The organism is Alkalibaculum bacchi (genome assembly GCF_003317055.1).
GTDB lineage: Bacteria > Bacillota > Clostridia > Eubacteriales > Alkalibacteraceae > Alkalibaculum > Alkalibaculum bacchi.
On the sequence record NZ_QNRX01000016.1, the window covers coordinates 38,339 to 55,737 of the forward strand.

Sequence of the window (17,399 nt, forward strand, 5' to 3'; positions counted from 1 at the left end):
ATGGCCATTACAAAAATTCACCCAATAAAATCAACCCTGAATTTGGCAATAGATTATATTACCAAAGGAGAAAAGACAGACAATGAAATTCTTGTTTCTTCTTTTAAATGCAATCCTGTAACGGCTCATACTTCTTTTCTGCGAACCCGAGAAGCTAATCAAACTAGAGGAAATGTATTGGCTAGACATCTAATCCAATCCTTTCTTCCAGGAGAAACTAATGCCGAAACTGCTCATGAAATTGGAAAAAAGCTCTGCGAACAACACCTTAAAAATGAATATGAATATGTTCTTGCTACACATGTTGATCGAGGACATATCCACAATCATATTATCTTTAATAACGTCAATAAGGTGACTGGTAAATGCTACCAATCCAACAAGAGAAGTTACCATCAAATAAGAAATATCAGCGATGAATTATGTAGAGAAAACAAGCTATCCGTCATTGATCCTTATTATGAAAGCTATAAAAGAAAGTATAAAACCAAAGGAAAGTCTTGGTATGAATTTCAGCAGACTAAGCAAGGAACTTCTTGGAAATCTAAGCTTCAATTTGATATCGATCGTATGCTTAAACAAGCTCAAAATTGGGAAGATTTTCTAAAGAGAATATCTGATTTAGGTTATGAAATAAAATATGGTAAACACATAGCTTTCAGGCATAAAGACAAGCAAAGATTTACTCGTGCTAAGACAATAGGTGAAGATTATACAGAGGAAAGACTAAAACAAAGGCTTCAAGAATCTATTCAAAATCAACGTCCAGGTATCAAGCAAAGAGTAGGCAAAGTAATCGATATTAAAAACAATGAAAAGATTAAATCCAGTAAAGGATACGAGTTCTGGGCTAATAAGCATAACCTAAAAACTATGGCTGATTCTGTTATCGCTATACGTCAACTTGGGATTAATTCTAAACAAGAACTAGAAGAACAAATTCAAAAGACAGCAGATGAAAGACTAAATGTTTTAGACCAAATTAAAAATATTGAGACTAGTATGGACAAGCTCTCTGAAACAATGGAGCAAGTGGAAACAATCAGAAAGTACCGAGAACATTATAAATATCATAAAGCTAATCCAAATGACGAGAGTTTTGCCAGGGAGTATTCCGCTGAATTAAAACTCTATACTGTTGCCTCTAAAGCTATAATTGAAACCTACGATTCAGTTCCAAAGTCTAAGGACATCCTTAAGGAACTTGATCAATTGCAAGAAAAAAAGAATACCCTTATGAAAGAGTATTCTAAGTCTAATGAGTTGTTTTATGAGTTGGTTCAGTATAAAAAGAACTATGACAAATATATGGATAAGGAAGTGGAGAGGTAGCTTCCTTATCCTTCTACTAATTGTGAGTATTCATAAATATTATCTTCTCCGAATATTTTTTGTAAGTAATCTACAAACTCTTGTTGTACTGGTATAGTTATTAATAATGCTAATCGTTTCTTAGCTCGAGAGCATCCTACATAGAATAGATTTCTATTTCGAATATATGCATCATAATCTTTTTCACTTAATCTTTCTGGATCCTTATACAAAATTTTTTCAAACCTATAATTATTCCAACCTTTACCCATAACCATTAATACATTATCATATTCAGCACCTTTTACCCCATGATTTGTTGCGTAAATAGAATTTTCATTAAGAAAATCCAAAGCTTTTACGACTTCACTATAATTTATTTGATATATACTATCGTTCTTTGATTTTTCTTCTGAACTATTGTAATCATTATATTCTGTCAACACTGATTCAGGTAAAGGAATAATTTTACTATCATCTACACATTTAATTACGTCATAGATAGTTTTATCTCTTGAGCGTTTTAGTTCCAAATAAAATTTTTTCCAATTCAGCTTAGAATTTCTAGTCACTAAAGGTTGTCTTCGAATGCCTAAAATCTCAAACAATTTTTTAACGTTATTTTCATTCAAAGCACTATATATAGGCTCAATATATTGATCAAATAAATTAACATAAGGATTAGTGCAATTCTTTAATCCATCTCCTACCAAACTTAGTAAATTTTCATAACCTTGCTGCTTTGATAAACCTTTATGAGTCAACATAAAGACTTTTGTTCTTTCCTCTTCAGTATCCATCCAACCATTTGTTTTTAATATTTTTAATGTATTATCAATGCAACTCTGTAGCATAGCATCGGGCAAATCATCTTTATAATAACCTTTTAGATTCCTTATCCCTCTGTATTCATTAGTTAAGATTACTTTAATCTCGCCATTATTTTCGTTAATAGCAGATACTTGGGGTAAGTCTGGACGAATCTTATTTAGCAACTCCACAATAACTGTTTGAGATCTAAAATTTGATTTTTTCTTAATTTCAATTAGGTTTCCACTTTTAACTTCTCCACAAACTGAATCTAAAGAATATATAGTCTGCCAATGATCTCCAAAAAGACCAAATTGAGGGCCTTGTTTTTGATTTACAAAATATTTAAGAAATTTATCCATTAGAATCTTTGCAGAGTCCTGATATTCATCTATTAATATAAGAGAATAACGATGACTTAGTAGTTGCCTAAACTTAGGTCTATCTAAACACCACGCAAACAAATTAATTACATCATCATGATGCAGATACATAACTGAATCTTCAACATATCTAACCCCTAATGTATAGTTTACATTGGTAATTGTTTTTATTTCCTCTTCAGAAAAATTCTTTAATATACCTAATTCTTCTAAAGAACCAATCAATTCCTTTTTATACCCTTTAATAGCATCCCATGCAAAAGTATGAATAGTAGATGGAATAATGGGACTAGTGTTAGAAATTCTTTTTAGAATTTCATCAACTGCAACATTCGTATAAGTGATACAAGCAATTGACCGATTGCTCCAATTCTTATTTTTTTCTAACCAATTTATCACATTTAATAAAGAATAAGTTTTCCCCGAACCTGCACCAGCCTCTACACAAAAACTTTCCTTAGATTTTAAAACATTAATTATTTCCTCATCTACAAGATCTGCTAAATTTTTAGCTATTTCATAATTATTTTCTAATTTCATAGCTATTCTCCGACAAGATTGTCAAATGCACTTTTTTGTGAACTTAGCCAAACTAATCCTTTTGAAATATAAGATGGTATTATGTAACCAGCGAACTCTTTTTTAAAAAGCATTTTTAAAGCAAAGTCTGTTTTACTTTCCTTAGTTGAATCAAACAATGTCTCAACTAAGTTTTCTGCAATTCCAAATTTTTCTCTATTAACATTTAAAATAGCTTCTTCAAAACTCCGCGGATGACTTAGATTCTCTTTTTCTTGAAATGAAATTCTTATATTATTATCAATTAGATTTTCCTCATCTTTACAATTCTCTAGTATTTCAGATATCGATAGTGTCTTAGTTTTGTTAGTAGATAATTTTTTTCTAAACCATCGGTTTATAGTTCCATTCGAACTTCGAACAGCATCAACTTCAGTACAAGCTTTACCATTCTGATTTACAAAATCAATATCAGTTACTACTAATGTTGGAACTTCTATAAAATTAAGAAACTCAAAAAACTTAAAAGCATAAGCTCCTCCGACTTCAATAATAGTATAATATTGTGATTGTAAAGATGGCCTTTCTTCTTCGTATAGCCCCATTTCATAACATTTATATATCATATCTTTTATGAGTAATCTCTCTGTAGTACCTTCAACTAAAATTGCTTTATCGCAAAAATACAAATCACAATGATTTAGCTTAATATATTGTTGTAGGAATGAAATCGTATCTGAATCATCATTATAGTAACTAATTTCCAATTTAAATTCGTCCAAATTTTTACATACAACATTATCTTTTTTCTTTTTAAAATACCTTATTTGAGAAAATGGAACTGTATTTGCCATGTGTGATGAATGAGTAGTAATTATTGTTTGAATTGGATGTTCAAGTTCAAAACTCTCAATATAACTTTCAACATACCCAATAAAAGTGGCTTGTAATTGAGGATGCATATGGGCTTCAGGTTCCTCGATGAATAAAACAGGAATTTTTAAGCTTTCATTTTTTAACGCACGTATATATTCCTGTAAAACAAGCGATATCTTAATTAAGTTTTTATAACCCAGACCGTTATAAGCCCCTGGTAATTCCTCAACATTATCATGACTACTATATGTCAACTGAGTTCCTGTGATAATACTGCCTTCTATATCCAAATCAGTGTAAGCTTTAAGTAGCAAATCTTCATCACATGGATATCCAAACGTCAACATAGATTCAACTATTTTATCCATATAATCACTGATTTCCTTTTGCAAATCATATTTTGTTAAATTAATCATTCTTTTCAAATCAAGTACTGCAGGTTGTATTGATTCTTCTGCATAGGCTATTTCTGAAGTAAATAAAGAACTTAATAGGCTTCCCAGAGGATCTAACCTAGGTTCCTCGGTTGATTCACCTAAATTCCGTTCGGCCATAATTTTTCTATAGGAGAAAAGTCCTCTTAGATTCTCATATGTTTTAAGTTGAAAATCATTTCTATCATTAGGATTTAAAGCATATATCTTTAGTTCGAAAAGCTTGCTAAATTCCTTTCTGACAAGCTGCTGCAAAACAGCATACTCCTTCTCTTTTTCAATTTCCTCTATTAAGTCCAGATAAGTCAGCTTTATTTCCTGTAAAACTTGATTAATATTTGAAGACAAATCATATGAACACTTTATTATTGCATAAGTTATATGTTCATCTAAGTCAATAATAAAGTTTGAAAGTTCTCCTAATGGGTCGTTCATATCCCTATCGTTATAATCTATTTCCAAAGTGAACTGTGTTAGATCAATTCTCTCTATTAAATCATCTAACAAGATATTTCCATTTATATATTCTTCTATCTGATAATATAGATTTGACCTACAACTTATAGGGTAATCTTCAAACTTCAATCTCTTTACACAATTTGTAACTATATCAAGTACATTCATTACTGTTGTTTTGCCAGTATTATTTTTGCCAACAAAAACAGTTTTATTTTGATTTAGGGAAATAGTTGTATCTTTTAATAGTCGAAAGTTTTTTACGTAAATTTTTTTAACATACATCTTGCTTATCCTCCTATTAAACATTCCTTCTTAATTTATGCATAGATAAAAAAGAACTTTTAATAAAGGAGTATAGTCCCGACAATCCGTAACATTCTAGAACATATTTATCAAAATCCGCTCTATCATCCATATCTAGTTCTATTTCATAATCGTAAATATTTCTATTTAAAATACTTTTAAACTTAGTCTTAATCTGCTCTTTTTGAGTGTCATTCAAAATGTCAGGATTTAGTATATGCATAGATGAGATACTATCCTTATTAATATCCAATACTCCCAGACCTCTTCCAAAACCAATTGCTTCAATATAATAAATTGACAGTATTGAATTTAAAATGGCGTGTAAAAGCTCCTTGTCCATCTCATTTTGTTTAGCCCTTAGTCCAATTAACCTTTGATTTATAAAGCTTCTGTCTTTAAACTTACCAAAAAAGAATCTTTTATCGGGGTTCATCATGGTAAAAAAATCGGCCATTTCGTTTGTTTTAATTTCGTACCAATGCACTCCATTCATTCTCAATACTTCTGGCAAAGGTCTTCCAACACCATTCACTTCATTTTCAAACTTATTAATCCAAGATAAAGCACCATTATGCTTCTTAATTTCTAGTTCTTCTTTTGTAAGACTACAGCAAAAAACATCATCATATGCTATCGTCTCCAAACTATTCACACCTCTGGCATTTTTTAGCACTTTTTTTATATATACTGATTCAATCCCATGATTTTCCTGAGGATAGAATAAAGCATCCCATCCCCTTCTACTTCCTCTGAAAACACTAAATATGTCCGTAATTGGTATTATTTTATTTTGAATCTCTGTTAACCACTTATTATTATGAAAAAGAGAATTTATAGACACATTTAAATTTAATATTTCATCTACTTCATTTTTTGTATAAGTACTTCTATCTGCTACTTCTTCTCTCGGCGAAATATCGAGTATAGAGCTTTGAATCAAATTATCCTTTAAGTCTTTATTTTTAGTTAATTCTTCAATGCTTTTCTTCCAAATATAAAAACTTGTAGAATTATTAATATCGATTGAGTCGTTCTTCTTTTTTTCTAATATCATTACAACTGTAATAACATCAGCATTATCAAACCATTTCTTGTTGCCACTGATATGAAGTTGATTGATTTTATAATACTCTTTCAAAGCGTTATAAAACAGTTTGCCACTAGCGGTTCCCAACCAAGAATTTGATGTAATTAAGCCTAATCTTCCATTTTCTAATAACAAATCATGTAAAGTAAATGGAATATATGTATAAATATCTCCTCTTCTACTTAAAGTAATACCTGTTTCTTTTTTTACTTTCTCAATAATTCCATTAGCAATCTTTTTATCCTCACTATCCATACGTTCAAATGAAATAAATGGTAAATTAGAACATATTGTGCCCATTTTTGGAAGTTCAAATCTTAAAATTTTACCACTGGAAGGATCAGTAATATTTATTTCATCATTTTCTTTTAAATCTAATGCGTTTCTATTAAAAACTAATAGAGGCAGATTTATTGTATCTATTGTAGATAAAGCTATAGTAGCCAACTGAAGTGGAAAACTATCCTTATCCGATGCCCATGTCGTACTTAGAGCATGTTCAACAGAATTTCTATCTGTTTTTATATTGAGTCCTGCTTTTGCAATTGTTCCAGTACCACAACAACAATCCATAAAATCTTTTTCTGTATCTAACATAGTAATATTACATAAGATTTCCGCTAATACTTTTGGTGTTGTGAACTGACCTCTAATTATACGTTTGGACGATGCAACAGAGTTTTCTAAAATATCTTGTATCAGAGTTTGATCAATTTCATCAATTTTCATTGACTTTAACAAAGAGTTATATTCTAAAATCTCTCCCCACGTATAGGAATCAATCAACTCACTATATTCTATTTTGCAAAAAATATTATAGAAATCACATTTATCTGTTATTTCTTCAAAAATCTCAATGACTGAATCAATCTCTTCATCTTCTGAAACATTGTCAACTATTCTTGCAGAAGTTTGATATGCCTTAATTAAATGAGCAAATAAAAACTTATTTAGCCAATTTAGAATTAACATCTTGCTATAAGCAATATAAGGGTCTTGTTCATCATTTGAGTATTCAATTTTTGCACTTTCCCACCAATGTAATACATAAGCTTCAACAACTCGATTATTTCTCGATTCTGTTTTTATTTTTTTCCCCAAATTACCCTTACAATTTTCTATGATGTTAGCCATTAATGAATCTGTAACTACTTTATCGATTTTTTGGCTAATAATTTCTCCTGTTATCAAAAATTCATTAACTTGCAAAATTATTTTTTCTAAAGTAAGCTCCCAGTCTTTTTGGTATTCAATTACATCTTTTCTTGATTGTATATGGCTATTATCGTTCCATGATTTTTTTACTATCCAATTACCTGATTCAAAAACATATAACACCGCAGATGTAAAATTCCAAATAACTGTGCTATTGAGCCCAAGGTTCATTGCTTTCCTTTGAGCATCTTTAATAAACGTATCATCTGTAATCAAGGTATCAGGCATTTTTAGTTCCCAACCTTGCAAAAATATGGTTTGTTCAGAATCAGCATAAAGAATTAAGTCAGGAAACATTCGTTGTTTGCCCGTTGAAATAGTTGACTCTCCACCTGCATTATTTACTATCAAATCGTTCTTATCTGCAAATCTATTAATTGAAGATATTAGATTTATCGCCCAGCTTCTTTCATTAGAATTTACTGTTATATCAATCATTTAATATAAACTCCTTTATAATATTTTCTTTCACAATGTATTCTCTTTCTTCAATTGGTAGTTGATGCCAGGCGTTTTTTAACCTTTCATAGGCCACATTTATCAAATCATATTTGTGTTTTTTAAATTGATGAGTCTCCTCATTTTTTTCGATACCGACAAAATTTCTTCCTTCACTAAGTGCTGAAACTAAAAAACTGCCACTGCCAAAAGTATTATCAAGTACCAAATCTCCTTTATTCGTATATGTCTTTATTAAATATTGTCCTAACCCTATTGGTTTTTGTGTAGGATGAAAAACAGTCCCTTCATTTTCTGCTGTTTTGAAATAAATTAAATCAACAGGATATCTATCTCCGTTACTTTTGACCCTGACTGGTTCAAAGTCTCCATAAGATCCACTAAGCTGATCCTTTCTAATACCTTTATCGTATGATTCACCATTCATCATTTGCGGATTATATGTTGGCTGTTTTTTATAAAAAACACATACTTCTTCATATTTTCTTAAAGGTTGTTTTTTTGAATTTAAAAAATTAGTCGCCTTTGATTTGATCCATATCCATTTATATTTAAATTCATTTGGGTTGCTTAACATCAATCTAGAGGTAAATAGACCATGAGATGTCAATACTATTGCCCCATCGTCTTTTACAACCCTACTATATTCGTCCCATAATTCTTCTAGTGGGATAACTGAATCCCATTTATTTTGTGTAGTACCATACGGTAAATCACACAAAACCATATCAATAGATTTATCTGGAAAAGTCTTCATTATTTCTAGACAATCTCCTTCAAACAATCTATTTGTTATTTCGTTTTTTGTATATTTCATATGTTAGAGACCTCTTCGATATCATCAATATTTTTTACTCTTTCCATAATTTCTGAAATATCACAGTCAAAAACCTCACAAATTCTCAACAAAGTTTCTGTTGTAACATTCTCTGAATTCTTAATTTTATAAAATGTACTTCGACTTATATCCGCCTTATCCATTAAATCTTTATTACTCATATCCTCATCAATGAGCTTTTTAAATAATTTTTTATACGAAAAACAACTTTGTGAAGACATATAGAACCTCCTCTACTTTTTGCTTCATGACAATTATATCATACATTTTCTTTTTATTGATAACCAAATTCTTTTTTAGCATACTTTTTGGCCGTAAAAAAAGACGGTGCAGTCCGAAGACCACACCGCCAAATTCTTATCTTTCTTCTCCTGTATGAGGCTCATTGAGCAAGTCTTTTGCTTGTTTAGCATACTTTTGCAACTCTGTTGAGTCCTTCTTATGCTTCTTAATTGCCCCTAGAATCGATTCTTTCTTCTCTTCTTGACCTTTCCCTCTACTTCTTGCTTTTAAGAGCTTAGAATCAAGGATACGGACGTTTATATGCTCTTTTCGATTCTCATCAATATTTTTCCTTACCTGCCCGAATAGCTTTACAAAATCTCCCTTATTAAATGTTTCAGGAATCTTAGCCTTATCTTCATAGGCAGAACAGTTATGAAAAACCTTGTCGCCTTGTTCATTATTTGAAACTGCAGTAAAGTTTACCACTTTAAATGATTCACCTTGATTGTTTTTGAGTTCTATGCTTTCAATATCTTGAGCGATGTTGCCTACGATATTTATAAGGTCATCTCTTTCTTCTTCAACACCTGCGTCCTCTTGAATTAGTCCCTGCTCTTTAAGGTTGTCTATGACATAGTCGAACTCATCATTTAGTAAACCTTGTGTGTCATTATCCATATAGGATTGATAAATACTGTCAAGAGCATCCATGTCATTTATTCCTTTTTCAAAACTGATAAGCCCCTTTACAAAGTCCTCGTAATTCTCATTAGCCATTGCTTCAATTGCTTCTTTTATTTCCGTATAATCCATTATGTTGTCCTCCTAAATAAAATAAGGAGCTTTCGCTCCCATTAACGTTCTCTGTCATTTTTCTTATGTTCTTTTTCAGTATCTTCTTTAGTCTGACTTTCTTTATATTCCTTGATTTGTCCTAATATAGACGGTTTTTCACCCTTACTTCTTGCGTGCAAGTTATCATCTACATCATAGGTAGATTCAAAGTAGTCGCTATCTCTAAAGTCATGATCATAACGGTCAGCGATGCCATCATTATCTAAGTCTTTTTCTAATGGATAGTAAAGATTTCCTTCGTCATTGATGGCTAAACCAGTTACCTGCATAAGATCCTCTGAATCCATATAGACCAAATCACTGAAGTTTGCATAATGAACGCTCTCAATCATTGCCTCAATAGCTTCTTCTTCCGTCATCCCTTTCTCTCCAAATTTTTCTGTTGCAACTAAAATGTCCTCGTCTAGATATAAAGACCAGGACTTCTCTTCCAGGTTAAGCTCATAAGAGATTGAGTTTCTTCCATCTGGCGTTTCTGTATAGGCAATACCTACATGAGCCAAATCAGGGTAAAGAGTATCAAACTCATTATATGAGTAATCGCTGTCATATTCTTCATTACAAAACTCAATGATGGCTCTTTTTAAATCCTCTATTAGGGGAGAGTGATTTTCCAATTCTTCAACTTCACCCATATCTAACAACTTATTTAACTCTGCTAGTCTAAGAACTTTATCCTGCAATTCACTTTCCTGTTCAAAAGGCTTTTTTAGCTCTTCTTTAGCATTGGCTAGTTGTTCTTTGGTCATTTGAAGCTTATCTTCTTGTTGTTCTAACCTTTCAGGCATTTTCTCTAGTACATTATCTAGCCTTGTAAGGTTGCCATCTGCACTTGTTCCTAGAACACCAGTATGTTTTGCTTCACCATTTAAAGAAAAGGTGTATTGGTTAGCAAAGGAGTTATAGGCTACTTCAAGTCCAAAGTTGCGGTATTCTCCAATTACCTTGCCTTCGTTAACATGAACGCCTTTAATTGCTTCTAAAAGCTTCTCTCCAGCCTGCTTCTTATCTTTAATCTTCTCTCCATTAATCGTTATTGAATTAAATTTTTCATCACCTTCTGCTTTAGCTTCAACATTCCCGATGTCCTTCTTCATCCTCTTAATCAAGCTCTCTGTTTTTTGTATTTCTTTCGGATAAGTCTTGGTAACCTTGTCTTCTAGGCTATACTTATTAGACTTAAAGTTTGCTTCAAGCATTTTTAGTTTCGTAACCTGATTATCCAGCTCCATCTTTTCTTTTATTAAGGGATTTCCTGTTGCTAAGGCTTTGATTTCAGCATAGTTCAAACTGCTTTCGTCTACGTCTTCAGCGGCTCGAACTGGTGTTTTAGAAGTCATGATCTGAGAAATAAACTTTTGCTTATTCTCAATGGTCTGCCACAAATAGCTGTCAAAGGTATTTTCAGTAACATACCTAAAGATATTGACCTTCTCATTTTCATTACCTTGGCGGACAATACGTCCTGCTCTTTGTTCTAGGTCGGCTGGTCTCCATGGAACATCTAAATCATGAAGAGCTATTAACTTGGTCTGAACATTCGTCCCTGAACCCATCTTTTGAGTAGACCCCATAAGGATTCTCACTTCGCCCTTACGCACCTTGGCAAAGAGTTCTTCTTTTTGCTTATCAGTATTGGCCTCATGGATAAAGGCAATTTCCTTTTTAGGGATTCCCATCTCTACAAGCTTATCTCGTATATCATCATAGACATTAAACTCACCGTCACCTTTTGGTGTCGACATATCCGAGAATATAAGTTGTGTTGAGTTCCTTTCTGATGAAGCTTCCCAAATGCTGAATACATTCTTGATACAAGTATTGACCTTACTTTCAGGATTATCAGGTAGCAGGGGATTAATTAGCCTCTGATCTAAGGCAAGCTTTTTGCCATCATTGGTTATATTAAGCATATTATCTACAGTAGGTTCGACCTGATTATTTCTTACCTTATCTGCTCTTTCAGCAAGGCCTTGCAAGATTTCCTTTTGTTCTTCACTTGGCATAGTCTTAATTACATGATATTCCGCTTGTGGCGTTGGAAGATTAAGCATATCAGCCGTTTGAATATCAGCTACTTCTCTAAACATACTCATAAGTTCTGGCAGATTATAAAACTTAGAAAAACGAGTCTTCACTCGATAGCCAGTACCTTCAGGACTTAATTCCATGGCCGTTTGCGTTTCTCCAAATGTTGATGCCCATGAGTCAAAGTGTTCAAGACCTTGCTTTTTAAGGTCATCATACTGGAGATATCTTTGCATGGTATAAAGCTCCGTCATAGAATTAGATACAGGCGTTCCTGTCGCAAATATGACCCCCTTGCCGTCCGTCATTTCGTCCATGTATCTGCACTTCATATACATATCCGAAGACTTAAAGGCTTCTGACTGGCCAATACCTGCAACATTTCTCATTTTAGTATGCAAAAATAAGTTCTTGTAGTTATGAGCCTCATCTATAAATAATCTATCAACTCCTAGCTCTTCAAAGGTAATCACATCATCTTTTTTAAAGTCGTCATTCAGCTTTGCAAGTCTTGTCTCCAGCTTTTTCTTTGTCTTTTGTAACTGTTTAACCGTAAAGTTTTGATTTCGGTCATACTTATATTCAGAAATAAAATGAACGATATCGTTAATCTGCTCCTTGATATGCTTTTCTTGGTACTCTTTACTCATGGGAATCTTTTCAAATTGGCTATGCCCAATAATAACGGCATCATACTCACCTGTAGCAATCTTACCTATAAACCTTTTTCGATTTTTAGGTTGAAAATCTTTTTTATCTGCTACCATGATATTGGCCGAAGGATAGAGTTGCATGAACTCACGTCCAATCTGGCCTGTAATATGGTTTGGTACTACAAATAATGATTTCGTACACATACCCAACCTCTTTGACTCCATAGCAGAAGCGACCATCTCATAAGTTTTGCCAGCTCCAACTACATGGGCAAGTAGGGTATTTCCACCATACAAGGTTCTGGCTATTGCATTCTTTTGGTGTGGTCTTAATTCAATTTCCGTATTCATGCCCTCAAAGCTTAAGTTCGACCCATCATATTCTCGGTTTCTAACAGAGTTAAAGCGTTCATTATAAATATTTTCTAGCCTATGCCTTCGGTTAGGCTCTTCAAAAATCCAATCCTTAAACTTCTCCTTTATAAGCTCCTGCTTTTGACTGGCAAGCATGGTCTCTTTTTTATTTAAGACCGATGTTGTCCTACCTTCATCATCTGTTACACGATCAAATACTTTTGTATCTTTCAAATTTAAGGAATTTTCAATAAGTTTATAGGCGTTTACTCTGGAAGTTCCATAAGTCATATTCGCTAGGTCATTAAACTTATCTACACTCTTACCTTCGATGTTCCATTCGCTAGTCAGCGGGGAGAATTTGACGTTAATATCCCACTTTGCAAAGCTGGGTGTCTTTAAAGTTTCAAAAATAAAGGCTTCTACGTCTTTTGCAGGAATCCAAGTTGCCCCTAATCTAACGTTAATTTCACTAGCTGTTAATCTTTCAGGCATAACCTCTTGTAGACGTTCTCTTTGGTAGTTCAGACGCTCTAATTCGCCTTGTAGAAGCTTTTTCTCATCTTCTGAGTAAATAGTATAGTCTGCCGAGATAGCAACCCTATTTCGCTCATTGTGACTTAATTCATAATGAATCCTTTCAATGTGACTATTTAAACTCTCTAGTTTTTCACGGATATCCCCACTTAGATACTCATCAGCTGTTACATAGCGATACTTGTAGGAGTCACTATTATTAGCCGATGCAAAAGGCAGGTCTCCATCTTCAATATTGATTGAAAAAGATGTATTTACATTTGGTTTCTCATCTAGATTTAGGTATATCTCACCTTGCAATTCTTCAATCAAAGTTCCTCTATCCTTACCTGTTAAGTCCTCCATATAAGGGAAGTTGACCATTCCTTTTTCTGAAACAGATAAGACTAAGGCTTCTAAAGATGTGTCTACATGGTCAACAACCTTTGCTTTGGTGATGGTTCTTTTTGAAAAAATATCACCCTTTTCCTTAAACTGGTCTTCATCATCTAAAATTTCGATTGAAGATACCAAAGGGAAGTTACTATCTTCTCTTAAGGCTCTTGTATTGGAAAGACTATTAATAAAACAATGTTTTTTTGAAAAGGCATCATAGACTTCATTTAATCTTTCTTGGGCTTCTTTTACTTCGCTATCTGAAAAATCTTCTTTTTGCCTATAGATGACTTCTTTCAAAGCCTCATTAATAGCAAGATAATCTTTTATTTTTTCTTTGTTAGACTCTGATACTTCCTTGTGAATAAGAACAGAGTTATCTCGATAATAGACTTCATCATTAATAACAGTATAGGAAAAGTTTTTTACATCATCTGTTGCAGGGATTGTATCTAGTTCATCATCTAATAGCTCAATTTCTTCATAGCTATTGTTTAATGATATTTCCTTACTAGCTTTTCTTAGTAGAGTGGCTAAATCTTCCTCTTCTGCTATACAATTAATCTCATTGCCAAATCGACCACTAGTTTCAACCATCTGACCTAGCACCATTTCAGGATGGTCTACAAAATACTTATTATAGCTAAGACCATTTTCGTCCTCTGCCAAATGAATCCAGTCATCATCTCGATCAAGAATTGAGTCTCTTTTCTTTAAGAAGATAATGTCGGAAGTAACTTCTGTACCAGCTTCACCTTTAAAAGTGTTATTAGGAAGTCTTATTGCCCCTAAAAACTCAGCCCTTGCTCCTAAATATCGTCTTACGCTCTCATCCTTTTTATCCATTGTTCCCGAGGAAGTAACATAGGCAATAATTCCACCATTACGAACCTTATCAATGGACTTAGCAAAGAAATAGTCATGAATTAGAAAATTATTTCGGTTATAGTCTCGGTCATTAACCTTGTAGTCGCCAAAGGGAACATTTCCTATTGCTATATCAAAGAAGTTATTTGAAAAGTCTGTTCCTTCCAAGCCTTTAATTTGAATATCGCTTTCTGGATAAAGCTTTTTGGCTATACGCCCACTTATGGAATCTAGCTCCACTCCATAAAATTTTGATTCTGATAAATCACTTGGTAAGCTTCCTATAGAATTCCCTATGCCCATTGAAGGCTCTAAGATATTGCCTTTTCTAAATCCCATATCAGACAGTGTTTGATATATGCTATCAACAACAATTTTCGGCGTATAAAAACTTGTAAGTGTACTTTCTTTAGCCCTTTCATATTCTTCTTCTGTTAAGTTTTCCTTTAGAAAATTTCTTGCTTCTTCCCATTGGCCTTTCTTATTTTCATCAAAAACATCAGCAAGACCACCCCAACCTAAATAACCAGATAAGACTTCTTGCTCATCTTCTCTGGCATTTCTATTTTCTGATTCAATATTAAAGAGAACTTGCAAGGCTTCAATGTTTCGGCTAAGCCTTTCTGATGGAGTAAGGCTTGTCAGCTCATTTGAAACTTCTGGTAACACATAATTTTTAGCTGGTATTTTTTCCGTTTCAAGAACTTGTTCTACATCTATGCTTGCTTCCTCTTTAGGTTCTTCTAATATTTCTTTTCCCAAAGGTCGAAACATTTTATTTAAATCATCTTCATTCTTAAAAACAAGAACTTCAGAAGCTCGTATCATGCCACCTAAAAACTCGTCATGATCACGAATGGTTACCGTTTTTAAATTTGACGACATATCAATGTTGGTTATGGTAAAGTCTTTATCCTTATAGCGGACTTCATCACCAACAATAAAGCTTGGTCTTTCTAAAGTAATAAGCTCATATAGCTCATCCTTGCTTTCAAACGTTAAATGGGGATTATAGTGGCTCGTTTCTCTTGTCGGTTTTAATTTTAAGTGTCCTTGGTTACCCTCAGTATATATTTCCTCAACTAAGTAGGCTTCATAGTCATAGTAGACGGTTTGTCCTATTTCTAATAAATTGTCCAGCCTATCAGGGTTCTTGTCAGACTCTTCTTCTAAATCCAAGTCATCAAATAATGAAACTTGCTCCATAGGTTCATTTTCAAAAGAAAGTTGCCCCCTAAAAACAGTATTAAGCTCATCTGCTGATAACTGCTTTCTTAATTCTGTATCTGCGAGCTCTCTAAATGTTTTAGGAAAATCTTCTAAAATAAGTCTTTGTGCCTGCAACTCCTCTAACTCATCAAGATTAAAATATCCCCATTCAGGTTCATAGCCTAATACAAGGCCATAAGCATCCCTTGTTTCTGGATCAAACTCTGTCATGTACCAAGTCCAATTTGACCTAAAAGGAATAAAATAGGCCGCATGAACTTCCTTGTCTGCTAAGGGGACTCCATCTTGCTCATATATTTTTGGTACTCTTTCAAGCATTTCTTCCGTCATTAAAATGCTTGGCTCGTTCTTTGAATAGAAAAAAGAAGCCTCTTCGGCTTCTTCTAAGTCTTGACTATTCTCTTCTAAACTTCCACTACTTCCTTGATGACTATCTCCTTCAAGGCCGACATCATAGTCTTCATCTCCTTGGAGTTCTCGTCCTCTATCTTCCAAGCTTCCATCATCTTGGGTTTCTCGTCTCGTATCATCTGAATCGCTTCGCTCTGTATCTGCATCAAATGACTCACCAGTTCTTTCTTCTCGTAAAGATCCAGCAACATCTCGAACAGACTCTGACTCTCCGTCTCTACTAGATAGTCCAGCCTCATGATGGCGTAAGTCGGATTCGGATAAGTTTCCATAAACTCCTTCTCTTCCTCCAGCTTGTCCAGGGTTTTCTCCCTGACTTTCAAGGCTATCTCTTCCATCGTCTCCATATTCCCAAATTCGCTCTGTCTGTCTTCTATCATTACTATCTCGTCGAACAACATTTTCTCTTCCTCCCTTAGTTTCTCTAGCATTCGCTAATTCTTCTTGTAATTCTAAATCTCTTGTTCTTACCATCACCTTTTCAATAACATCTTCAGAAAGCTCTGATAGAACATTCCCCACAGTCATGAAGGAAGTGCTATCAAGATGATAGTAATTATCTGCTATCAATTCGCTATTGATTGGAAAATCTAAATTAAATCTATTAGCAATAGCATAGCTTACTGATTGGTTGATAAAGGCTACAAATGAACTTCTATCTTCTTCATCAATCCTAAGTTCATTGGCTAAACTATATGCCCTTTCCTCGCTAACTATTCTCGTTAAATTATATAAGTTTTCAGATAGCTTATCACTAGGATCATAACCTGCATTTTCAATTAATTCTTCTAGAATAAAACCATACTTTTCTTTATCAAACTGCCATAAGTTTACTTCGTTGACTTCTCGATTTCTTGATACGGTCTGACTTACATCAAAAATATAGTCAACTCTTTTGTATCCTCCATAATCTTCAATAATGGGGATTCCTTTTTCTCCATACTTTACTGTTCGATTAAATCTTTTTCGCCAAAAATCAAATTTACCACAAGCATTCGCTTCTATATTTTTATCATAAATTGTCATCTGACTTAGGAAATCATAGCGTTGATTGTTTCCCATGACTTTAAGTAACTTTAGGTATTCCTCTGGGCTACTTAAAATATCTTGCTTAATGACTTCTATGATATTGTAAAAATCATTAACTCGCATAAATTAACCTCCTAT

At 33.3% G+C, this 17,399-nt stretch carries 8 protein-coding genes; 1 reads left to right on the forward strand and 7 read right to left on the reverse strand.

What is annotated here, in order from left to right; translation table 11 throughout:
- Nucleotides 1-1,332, forward strand: a complete 1,332-nt coding sequence (locus DES36_RS11450; RefSeq protein ID WP_113921343.1) for a relaxase/mobilization nuclease domain-containing protein — start codon at nucleotides 1-3, stop codon at nucleotides 1,330-1,332.
- A gap of 5 nt (nucleotides 1,333-1,337) precedes the next feature.
- Here DES36_RS11450 and DES36_RS11455 read toward each other — a convergent pair whose 3' ends face one another.
- The 7 genes from DES36_RS11455 to DES36_RS11485 form a co-directional block, all read right to left on the reverse strand.
- Nucleotides 1,338-3,044 (reverse strand): UvrD-helicase domain-containing protein, encoded by a 1,707-nt coding sequence (locus DES36_RS11455; RefSeq protein WP_113921344.1) that lies wholly within the window; start codon nucleotides 3,042-3,044, stop codon nucleotides 1,338-1,340.
- Between the two features lie 2 nt (nucleotides 3,045-3,046).
- Nucleotides 3,047-5,074: an ATP-dependent nuclease gene (locus tag DES36_RS11460; RefSeq protein WP_170128282.1), complete on the reverse strand. Its 2,028-nt coding sequence runs from the start codon at nucleotides 5,072-5,074 to the stop codon at nucleotides 3,047-3,049.
- 16 nt (nucleotides 5,075-5,090) lie between these two features.
- Complete coding sequence (locus DES36_RS11465) at nucleotides 5,091-7,838, reverse strand: N-6 DNA methylase (protein ID WP_113921346.1); 2,748 nt, start codon at nucleotides 7,836-7,838, stop codon at nucleotides 5,091-5,093.
- Nucleotides 7,831-8,676 (reverse strand): DNA-methyltransferase, encoded by an 846-nt coding sequence (locus DES36_RS11470; protein ID WP_113921347.1) that lies wholly within the window; start codon nucleotides 8,674-8,676, stop codon nucleotides 7,831-7,833. The genes DES36_RS11465 and DES36_RS11470 overlap by 8 nt, the downstream gene beginning before the upstream one ends.
- Nucleotides 8,673-8,918 (reverse strand): helix-turn-helix domain-containing protein, encoded by a 246-nt coding sequence (locus DES36_RS11475; protein WP_113921348.1) that lies wholly within the window; start codon nucleotides 8,916-8,918, stop codon nucleotides 8,673-8,675. The genes DES36_RS11470 and DES36_RS11475 overlap by 4 nt, the downstream gene beginning before the upstream one ends.
- Before the next feature lie 136 nt (nucleotides 8,919-9,054).
- A complete protein-coding gene (locus DES36_RS11480; protein ID WP_113921349.1) occupies nucleotides 9,055-9,735 on the reverse strand; it encodes a DNA-binding protein in 681 nt (226 codons plus the stop codon).
- A gap of 41 nt (nucleotides 9,736-9,776) precedes the next feature.
- Nucleotides 9,777-17,384, reverse strand: a complete 7,608-nt coding sequence (locus tag DES36_RS11485; protein WP_113921350.1) for a helicase-related protein — start codon at nucleotides 17,382-17,384, stop codon at nucleotides 9,777-9,779.
- Between the last annotated feature and the right edge of the window lie 15 nt (nucleotides 17,385-17,399).